The organism is Ectopseudomonas oleovorans (assembly GCF_003052605.1).
GTDB lineage: Bacteria > Pseudomonadota > Gammaproteobacteria > Pseudomonadales > Pseudomonadaceae > Aquipseudomonas > Aquipseudomonas oleovorans_A.
In genome coordinates, this window is the sequence record NZ_QASO01000065.1 from 1 (window position 1) to 8,655 (window position 8,655).

Consider the following 8,655-nt stretch of genomic DNA (forward strand, 5'->3'; position numbering starts at 1 on the left):
TAACCTACAGTCTGGCGCAATGACGCCGTAGGAGGGAGGAGTCCATCTCATTGGGCTACGGCTGCGTGTGCGAAACCTGTAGGAGCGAGCTCTGCTCGCGAAGCGGTTGGCGCTTATCAGGTTGAGCTTGGCCGGGGCGGGCAGGATCAGTTCGGCGTGGTTGGGGATGCCGCTTTTCCATCCATCAGCTGTGTGCTGTGGAAGGCGCTGGACAAGCTGTCGCGGCTGAGGCCCCTCCCACAGAGAATGTGGTCGCTTACTGCCCCAACTGACGCGGCTGCCAGTCCTTGATCACCAGGGTCACTTCCAGGTCTTGGCCGTAGAGCTTCAGGCGCTCCGGCAGGGCGTAGCCGTTCTGCTCGGTGTAGCGCTGGTATTCGACCTTCCAGCCGTCCTGTTCCAGCTGCGCCAGGTGGCTTTGGCCATCGAGGGTGATGCGGCTGCGGCTTTCCGGGGCGGGCAGGCCGCGAATCCACCAGAGCAGGTTGGACACTGGCAGGTCCAGGCGCAGTTGCTCTTGCAGCAGGGCTTCCGGCGATTCGGCGCGGAAACGACCGCGGTTGGATACTTCCAGCAGGATGTCGCCCGGGCGGCCGGTCAGGCGGGCGGCGCCGCCACCCAGCGGGCCGGACAGGCGAATGTCGTAGTAATCCTGGCGCTGCAGCCAGAACAGGGTGGCGCTACCGGAATCCTGCGGGGCGCGGATGCCGATCTTGCCGTTGATCTGCCAGCCGTCGAGCTGAGTGATCTGCTCTTTGTGGGCTTTCCACTGGGCCGGGTCGCCCTGGCCTTCCAGCGCTTCGTGCGAGGTGAGGCCGGCGCAGCCGGCGAGCAGGGCGATAAGGCTGAATACGAGTAGGTGACGAAGCATCAAAGAGTCTCGGAACCGGTCAGGCGCAACAGCGTGTCACGCAGAATGGGGCTGTCGGGCGTTGCGCTGAGGGCGTCGCGCCAGACGCGTCGGGCGTCGCGCTGCTTGCCTTGGGCCCAGAGCACTTCGCCGAGGTGGGCGGCCACTTCGTGGTCGGGGAATTTCTCCAGGGCCTGGCGCAGCAGGCGCTCGGCCTCGTCGAGGTTGCCCTGGCGATAGTTGACCCAGCCGAGGCTGTCGAGAATCGCCGGGTCGTCCGGGTTGAGCTGGTGCGCTTTCTCGATCAGCTCGCGCGCTTCTTCATAGCGCGTGGTGCGGTCGGCCAGGGTGTAGCCGAGGGCGTTGAGCGCCATGGCGTGTTCCGGCTCGCGCTGGATGATATAGCGTAGGTCGGTTTCCAGCTGGGCCAGGTCATCGCGCTTTTCCGCGAGCATGGCGCGGGTATAAAGCAGGTTCAGGTCGTTGGGGTACTGTTCCAGCCCTTCGTTGATCACCTTCCAGGCCGCCTCGACCTGGCGGTGATTGCTCAGGCCTTCGGCTTCGATCAGGTACAGCTGGATGGCGTAATCGGGCTGTGCGCTGCGTGCCTGGGCCAGGCGTGCGCTGGCTTCTTCATTGCGCTGTTGGGCGAACAGCAGTTCGGCCTGGCGTTGCTGGGCCGGCAGATAGTCGTTGCTCGGGCCGACCAGGGCGTATTCCTGCAGAGCTCTGTCGTTGTCGCTCAGCGCTTCGTAAGCGCGGCCGAGGTTGTAGTGCGCGGCATCGACATGGCTGCGGCGTTCGACCAGCTCTTCGAGGTAGACGATGGCTTCTTCCCAGGCTTCAGCTTCCAGGCACACCAGCGCCAGGGAGAAACGCAGGTCGTCGTCGTTGGGGTTTTCCTGCACCAGCTTGGCGAACTCGCCCTTGGCGTCGTCGAGGCGATCCTGCTCGACCAGCAGGCGCGCATAGGTCAGGCGCAGGCGTTTGTCGTCGGGGTTGTTGCGGATGCCTTTCTGCAGGATCGGCATGGCCTCTTTGCCACGGCCGAGGCTCTGCAGCAGGCGGGCGCGCAGCAGGATCGGCGACACCTCGTTGCTGCTCGCCGCGCTGTCTTCGAGCAGCTTCAGTGCCTCTTCGGCGCGGCCGTCCTGTTGCAGGAGGATGGCCTTGCCGAACAGCAGCTGGCTGTTGTCCGGGTTCTTGCTCAGCAGGCGATCGAAGCCCTGCAGCAGGCCGGCGCGGGTATCCGGGTCGGTTTCTGCGGCGGACAGGGCGAGGAAGTCGAAGTGGGTATCGCCCTGGCGCTGCAGCACCTGCTCCATATAGGTCATGGATTCGTCGTAACGGCCAGCGCGGGCCAGCTGCACGGCGGCGGCGCGTTGGGCGTCGATGTTGCTTGGCGCGCTCCTGGCCCAGATCAGTGCGCTGTCGAGCGCGGCCTGTTCGGCGCCGAGGTACTCGGCAATACGGAAGGCGCGTTCGGCAACACCGGCATCGCCAGTGGCGTTGGCCTGCTGCACGTAGTTGCTGAGGGCGATGTCGAAGCGATTGCGCTGCCCGGCCAGCTCGGCAGTGAGCAGGGCGAACAGGGTTTCCTCGCTGAACGAGCCGTATTCGCTCGGTTCCAGCTGGGTGGTCTGATCGGCTTCATGTACCGGCGGCGTACCGTCCGGCTCGCTGGGGGCGAAGGTTTGGCAGCCGCTGAGGAAGGCGAATGCAGTGAGCAACGCGAGGGGTCTGTTCATAGTGCCTTGTCGTGCGTTATTCCGGGGCGGGGGCCGTGCTGGCGCGTGCCCTGCGACGTTCGCGGCATCATGACACAAGCCTTGGAGCAAGCCCACTGGCCAGGACGATGCGGCGAACTGTCTATTGGGACAATAGGTCGCGGGAGTTGTTCTCTCGGGGGCGAAGTAGGACAATTGCCGGCTCCCGTATTGCCCCTCAGCGACCCTGCATGGCCTTTATCGCCCTCGGTATCAACCACAAGACCGCCTCGGTAGAGGTGCGCGAGCGCGTTGCTTTCACCCCGGAGCAACTGGTCGAGGCGTTGCAGCAGCTGTGTCGGCTGACACCCAGCCGCGAGGCAGCGATCCTCTCTACCTGCAACCGCAGCGAGTTGTACCTGGAGCAAGATCAACTGAGCAGCGATGAAGTGCTGCAGTGGCTGGCCGACTATCATCGCCTGAGTGTCGACGAATTGCGCGCCTGCGCCTACGTGTACAGCGAGGAGGACGCGGTTCGGCACATGATGCGCGTCGCCTGCGGGCTTGACTCGATGGTGCTGGGCGAGCCGCAGATTCTCGGCCAGCTCAAGTCCGCCTACGCCGTGGCGCGTGAGGCCGGCACCGTCGGGCCATTGCTCGGGCGCCTGTTCCAGGCCACCTTCAGCACCGCCAAGACGGTGCGCACCGATACCGCCATCGGTGAAAACCCGGTGTCCGTGGCCTTCGCTGCCGTGAGCCTGGCCAAGCAGATCTTCGCCGACCTGCACCGCAGCCAGGCGCTGCTGATCGGTGCCGGCGAGACCATCAGCCTGGTGGCGCGCCACCTGCATGACCAGGGCATCAAGCGCATCGTCGTTGCCAACCGCACCCTGGAGCGCGCCAGCCAACTGGCCGAGCAATTCGGTGCCCATGCCGTGCTGCTGTCGGACATTCCCGACGAGTTGGCGCACAGCGACATAGTCATCAGCTCCACCGCCAGCCAGTTGCCGATTCTCGGCAAGGGTGCGGTGGAAAGCGCGCTGAAAAAACGCAGGCACAAGCCGATCTTCATGGTCGACATCGCCGTGCCGCGTGATATCGAGCCACAGGTGGGCGAGCTGGACGACGTTTACCTCTATACCGTCGACGACCTGCACGAGGTCATCGAGGAAAACCTCAAGAGCCGCCAGGGCGCGGCGCAGGCAGCCGAGGAGCTGGTGGCAGCCGGTACCGACGATTTCATGCTGCGCCTGCGCGAGCTGGCCGCAGTCGATGTGCTCAAGGCCTATCGCCAGCAGGCCGAGCGTCTGCGCGACGAGGAACTGGCCAAGGCGCAGCGCATGCTGGCCAACGGCAGCAATCCCGAAGATGTGCTGGCGCAACTGGCCCGTGGCCTGACCAACAAGCTGCTGCACGCACCCAGCGTACGCATGAAGAAACTTACTGCCGAGGGGCGCGTCGATGCGCTCAGCCTGGCCCAGGAATTGTTCGCTCTCGACGAGAGCGCGCCGCAGGACAAAGGTCTGCAATGAAAGCTTCACTGTTGAACAAGCTGGACAACCTCAGCGACCGCTTCGAGGAACTGACGGCGCTGCTCGGCGATGCCGAGGTGATTTCCAAGCAGACGCAGTTTCGCGCCTATTCCAAGGAATACGCCGAGATCGAGCCGGTGATTGCCACCTTCCGCGAGCTGCGCAAGGTACAGAGCGACCTCGAAGGCGCTCAGGCGCTGCTCAAGGACAGCGACGCGGACATGCGCGAGATGGCCGAAGAGGAAGTGGCCCAGGCCAAGGAAGCGCTGGTCACCCTGGAAGACAAGCTGCAGCGCATGCTGCTGCCGAAAGACCCCAACGACGGCCGCAACGTCTATCTGGAAATCCGCGCCGGCACCGGCGGTGACGAGGCGGCGATCTTCTCCGGCGATCTGTTCCGCATGTACTCGCGCTATGCCGAGAGGCAGGGTTGGCGCGTCGAGGTGCTGTCGGCCAACGAAGGCGAGCACGGCGGTTTCAAGGAAGTGATCGCCCGTGTCGAGGGCGACAACGTCTACGCCAAGCTCAAGTTCGAGTCCGGTGCTCATCGCGTGCAGCGCGTGCCAGAAACCGAATCCCAGGGCCGCATCCACACCTCCGCCTGCACTGTGGCGGTATTGCCGGAGCCGGACGAGCAGGTGGCCATCGAGATCAACCCGGCCGATTTGCGCGTAGACACCTACCGCTCATCCGGCGCCGGTGGCCAGCACGTCAACACCACCGACTCGGCGATCCGCATCACCCACATTCCCACCGGCACCGTGGTGGAATGTCAGGAAGAACGCTCGCAGCACAAGAACCGCGCCAAGGCCATGGCCTGGTTGGCGGCCAAGCTGCAGGACCAGCAGGAAGCGGCGGCGCACAAGGAAATCTCCGAAACGCGCAAGCTGCTGGTGGGCTCGGGCGACCGCTCCGAGCGCATCCGCACCTACAACTTCCCGCAGGGCCGGGTGACCGACCACCGCATTAACCTGACCCTGTATTCGCTGAACGACGTGATCGCAGGCGGCGTCGACGCCATCATCGAGCCGCTGCTGGCCGAGTACCAGGCCGACCAGTTGGCGGCGTTGGGCGATTAAGTGCAGCGGTGCGCATGGCTGGCGCCGCTACGAGAACGACATGGCCACCATTGAATCCCTGCTTAACAGCGCCGACCTGCCCGACTCGCCCACGCCGCGGCTGGACGCCGAGCTGCTGTTGGCGGCCGCGCTGAACAAGACGCGCAGTTACCTGCGTACCTGGCCGGAGCGCGAGCTGGATGACGAGCAACTGGCCCTGTTTCAGAACCACCTGCAACGCCGTCGTCAGGGCGAGCCAGTCGCTTATATCCTCGGTCATCAGGGCTTCTGGAGCCTCGATCTGGAAGTGGCGCCACATACCCTGATTCCACGTCCGGACACCGAACTGCTGGTGGAAACCGCGCTCGAACTGCTGCCGGCCACGCCGCTGGCTGTACTCGATCTGGGCACCGGCACCGGCGCCATCGCCCTGGCCCTGGCCAGCGAGCGTCCGGCCTGGCAGGTGACCGGCGTGGATCGCGTCGAGGACGCCGTGGCCCTGGCTGAGCGCAACCGTCAGCGCCTGCAACTGGGTAACGCAGCGTTCTTGCATAGCCACTGGTTCTCTGCACTGAGCGGACAGCGTTATGGCCTGATCCTGAGCAACCCACCCTATATCCGCGCTGACGACCAGCATCTCGAACAGGGTGATGTGCGTTTCGAACCGAGCAGCGCTCTGATCGCCGGCAGCGACGGGCTGAACGATATTCGTGTGATCATCCAGGCCGCGCCGCAGCACCTGCTGTCCGGTGGCTGGCTGCTGCTGGAGCATGGCTTCGATCAGGCCGAGGCCGTGCGCAGCTTGCTCAGCGAGGGCGGCTTCGTCGCGGTCAATAGTCGGCGTGACCTGGGTGGTCATGAGCGCATCAGTTTGGGACGTTTCGACCGTGAGTGATCAGATGCTGAGCGATGATGAGCTGCTGCGTTACAGCCGGCAGATCCTGCTGAAACAGATTGATGTGCAAGGCCAGCTGCGCCTTAAACAGGGCCGTGTATTGATCGTCGGTATGGGCGGGCTGGGCTCGCCGGTGGCGCTGTATCTGGCGGCCGCTGGCGTCGGTGAGTTGCACCTGGCGGACTTCGATACGGTGGACCTGACCAACCTGCAGCGGCAGATCGCCCACGACACCGCCAGCATCGGCCAGGCCAAGGTGGATTCGGCCATGGCGCGGCTGGCGGCGATCAACCCGAATATCACGCTGGTGCCGCATCGGCAGGCGCTGGACGCCGACTCGCTGGCCGCCGCCGTGAGCGCCGTCGACCTGGTGCTGGACTGCTCGGACAATTTCTCCACCCGCGAAGCGGTCAATGCCGCCTGTGTCGCGGCGGGCAAGCCGCTGGTCTCCGGGGCGGCGATCCGCCTGGAAGGCCAGCTCTCGGTGTTCGATCCGCGCAACGCCGCCAGCCCTTGTTATCACTGCCTGTATGGCCACGGCAGCGAGGCCGAGCTGACCTGCAGCGAAGCCGGCGTGGTCGGCCCGCTGGTGGGGCTGGTCGGTAGCCTGCAGGCACTGGAGGCGCTCAAGCTGCTGGCCGGTTTCGGTGAGCCGCTGGTAGGCCGTCTGCTGCTGATCGACGCGCTGGGTACGCGTTTTCGCGAGTTGCGGGTCAAGCGTGACCCGGCCTGCGAGGTGTGCGGTGGGCGCTAACAGGCCGTTGAAAAACGTAGGCGAGGCAGGCAAGACAAGGCAAAAACGGCCGAAAAAGCGCAGTTTACGTGTTGTAAATGAGCATTTTGAGGCCGTTTTTAACGCAGTATTGCCAACGCAGGTAGTTTTTCAACGGCCTGCTAAGGATAGGCTGCGTAGCCGTGGGGATGATTTGAAATGAATCAGTCGCAGGCGCCGATTGGCGTTTTCGACTCCGGCGTCGGCGGCCTGTCGGTGCTGCGCGAGATTCGTCAGCTACTACCCAACGAGTCGCTGCTTTACGTCGCTGACAGCGGCCACGTGCCTTACGGCGAGAAAAGCCCGGAATACATTCGCGAACGCTGCGTGCTGATTACCGAGCACCTGCTGGCGCAGGGTGCCAAGGCCCTGGTGTTGGCCTGCAATACCGCCACGGCCGCAGCTGCCGCCGAGCTGCGCGAACGTTATGCGGATTTGCCCATCGTCGGTATGGAGCCTGCGGTAAAACCGGCGGCGGCGGCGACCCGCAGTGGCGTGGTCGGTGTGCTGGCAACCACCGGTACGCTGAAGAGCGCCCGATTCGCCGCGTTGCTCGATCGCTTCGCCAATGACGTGCGGGTAGTGACCCAGCCCTGTCCCGGGCTGGTGGAGTGCATAGAGACGGGAGAACTACAGGCGCCGGCCACGCGTGAGCTGTTGCAGGGCTATGTGGCGCCGCTGCTGGCTGAGGGTTGCGACACGCTGATTCTCGGCTGTACCCACTATCCCTTTCTGCGTCCATTGCTGAGTGAGTTGGTGCCGGCGTCGGTAACGCTGATCGATACCGGTGCGGCAGTGGCGCGGCAGTTGCAACGCCTGCTCTCGCGTCACGATCTGCTGGCGACGCTGCCGGCCGGGGAAACGCGTTACTGGAGCAGTGGGGAGCCAGCGCAACTTAGCCGGGTTTTGCCGATTTTACTAGGTGAAAAGGCCCAGGTTCTTTCGATATAGTGAATTTTTCCGATCAGACTATCCCTGTTATCGGATGCTTCTATATTTTTTGTCACAGCCTGATAAACACCCTCGCTAAAAAGGAATGACTCATGAAGAAGTTGTACGCCTTTGCCGCAGCAACAGCCCTCACGTTCGGATCTCTGGGTGCTGCGCAGGCCGCGGATGTAACCGCGGCTATTGGTCAGAGTGGCGATTCCACCATGGTTTATCGCTTGGGCGCGCAGTGGGACTGGAACCACAGCTGGCTGGAGAGCAGCTATGGACGTCTGACTGGTTACTGGGACCTGGGTTACACCTACTGGGGTGGCGATGACACGGCGAGTAACCACAGCGTTTCTTTCGCGCCGGTATTCGTTTACGAGTTCGCCGGGCAGAACGTGCGTCCGTACATCGAAGCCGGCATCGGCGTTGCGGCGTTCTCCAGCACAGAGCTGGAAAGCAACGATCTGGGCTCGTCGTTTCAGTTCGAAGACCGCATCGGAGTCGGCCTGCGTTTCGCGGGGCAGGAGATTGGTCTGCGTGCCATTCACTATTCCAACGCGGGCCTGAAGAACCCCAATGACGGCGCGGAAGCCTACACCGTGCATTACCGCATGAGATTCTGAATAAAAAGACCGGGCAAGCCCCTAATGCCAGTCAGTTAAGCTGACTGGCATTTTTATTGTGCGCCAGGCATGGCGCGTAGCGCCGTGACTGGCGCTGTTCGGTTCACTGTGGTGGTGGACTGGACGACTTGGAGGTGAAAGTCCTCTACACACCCGGCAAGGGGAAGTGTTAGCCAGAGGCAAGGGTGTCGCGGGCGNCTGCGAATCTGAAGGAAGCCCGAGGCAAAATGCTGGCCTGACGAACAGGAAGCGGATAGAGGCGGCGTAGCGGGGTGAGGTAGCA

8 protein-coding genes are annotated in these 8,655 nt (G+C 63.7%); 6 read left to right on the forward strand and 2 right to left on the reverse strand.

The window, feature by feature from the left end:
- Positions 1-256: 256 nt before the first annotated feature.
- Both lolB and DBO86_RS11195 read right to left on the reverse strand, forming a co-directional pair.
- Positions 257-874: a lipoprotein insertase outer membrane protein LolB gene (gene lolB / locus DBO86_RS11190; protein ID WP_108233704.1), complete on the reverse strand. Its 618-nt coding sequence runs from the start codon at positions 872-874 to the stop codon at positions 257-259.
- Positions 871-2,598, reverse strand: a complete 1,728-nt coding sequence (locus DBO86_RS11195; protein ID WP_108233705.1) for a tetratricopeptide repeat protein — start codon at positions 2,596-2,598, stop codon at positions 871-873. Before DBO86_RS11195 ends, lolB begins: the two co-directional genes overlap by 4 nt.
- A gap of 209 nt (positions 2,599-2,807) precedes the next feature.
- On the opposite strand from DBO86_RS11195, the gene hemA reads away from it, so the two are divergent.
- The 6 genes from hemA to DBO86_RS11230 all read left to right on the forward strand — a co-directional run bounded on the left by hemA (position 2,808) and on the right by DBO86_RS11230 (position 8,372).
- A complete protein-coding gene (gene hemA, locus DBO86_RS11200) occupies positions 2,808-4,088 on the forward strand; it encodes a glutamyl-tRNA reductase (protein WP_039964355.1) in 1,281 nt (426 codons plus the stop codon).
- Complete coding sequence (gene prfA, locus DBO86_RS11205) at positions 4,085-5,167, forward strand: peptide chain release factor 1 (protein WP_003459511.1); 1,083 nt, start codon at positions 4,085-4,087, stop codon at positions 5,165-5,167. Before hemA ends, prfA begins: the two co-directional genes overlap by 4 nt.
- A 40-nt stretch (positions 5,168-5,207) precedes the next feature.
- Positions 5,208-6,041: a peptide chain release factor N(5)-glutamine methyltransferase gene (prmC, locus tag DBO86_RS11210; protein ID WP_108233706.1), complete on the forward strand. Its 834-nt coding sequence runs from the start codon at positions 5,208-5,210 to the stop codon at positions 6,039-6,041.
- Between the two features lie 4 nt (positions 6,042-6,045).
- On the forward strand, positions 6,046-6,795 hold the full coding sequence (locus DBO86_RS11215) for a molybdopterin-synthase adenylyltransferase MoeB (RefSeq protein WP_108233707.1): 750 nt from the start codon (positions 6,046-6,048) through the stop codon (positions 6,793-6,795).
- A 177-nt stretch (positions 6,796-6,972) separates the two neighbouring features.
- Positions 6,973-7,764 carry a glutamate racemase gene (gene murI, locus DBO86_RS11225; RefSeq protein WP_108233708.1) on the forward strand — a complete coding sequence of 264 codons (792 nt, stop codon included), beginning with the start codon at positions 6,973-6,975 and terminating at the stop codon, positions 7,762-7,764.
- A 92-nt stretch (positions 7,765-7,856) separates the two neighbouring features.
- Positions 7,857-8,372 (forward strand): acyloxyacyl hydrolase, encoded by a 516-nt coding sequence (locus DBO86_RS11230; protein ID WP_108233709.1) that lies wholly within the window; start codon positions 7,857-7,859, stop codon positions 8,370-8,372.
- Positions 8,373-8,655 lie beyond the last annotated feature (283 nt).

Coding starts and splice junctions, on each gene's coding strand:
- hemA (WP_039964355.1), top strand. CDS start 2,808: ATGGCCTTTATCGCCCTCGGTATCAACCACAAGACCGCCTCGGTAGAG.
- DBO86_RS11230 (WP_108233709.1), top strand. CDS start 7,857: ATGAAGAAGTTGTACGCCTTTGCCGCAGCAACAGCCCTCACGTTCGGA.
- DBO86_RS11215 (WP_108233707.1), top strand. CDS start 6,046: ATGCTGAGCGATGATGAGCTGCTGCGTTACAGCCGGCAGATCCTGCTG.
- DBO86_RS11195 (WP_108233705.1), bottom strand. CDS start 2,598: ATGAACAGACCCCTCGCGTTGCTCACTGCATTCGCCTTCCTCAGCGGC.
- prfA (WP_003459511.1), top strand. CDS start 4,085: ATGAAAGCTTCACTGTTGAACAAGCTGGACAACCTCAGCGACCGCTTC.
- prmC (WP_108233706.1), top strand. CDS start 5,208: ATGGCCACCATTGAATCCCTGCTTAACAGCGCCGACCTGCCCGACTCG.
- murI (WP_108233708.1), top strand. CDS start 6,973: ATGAATCAGTCGCAGGCGCCGATTGGCGTTTTCGACTCCGGCGTCGGC.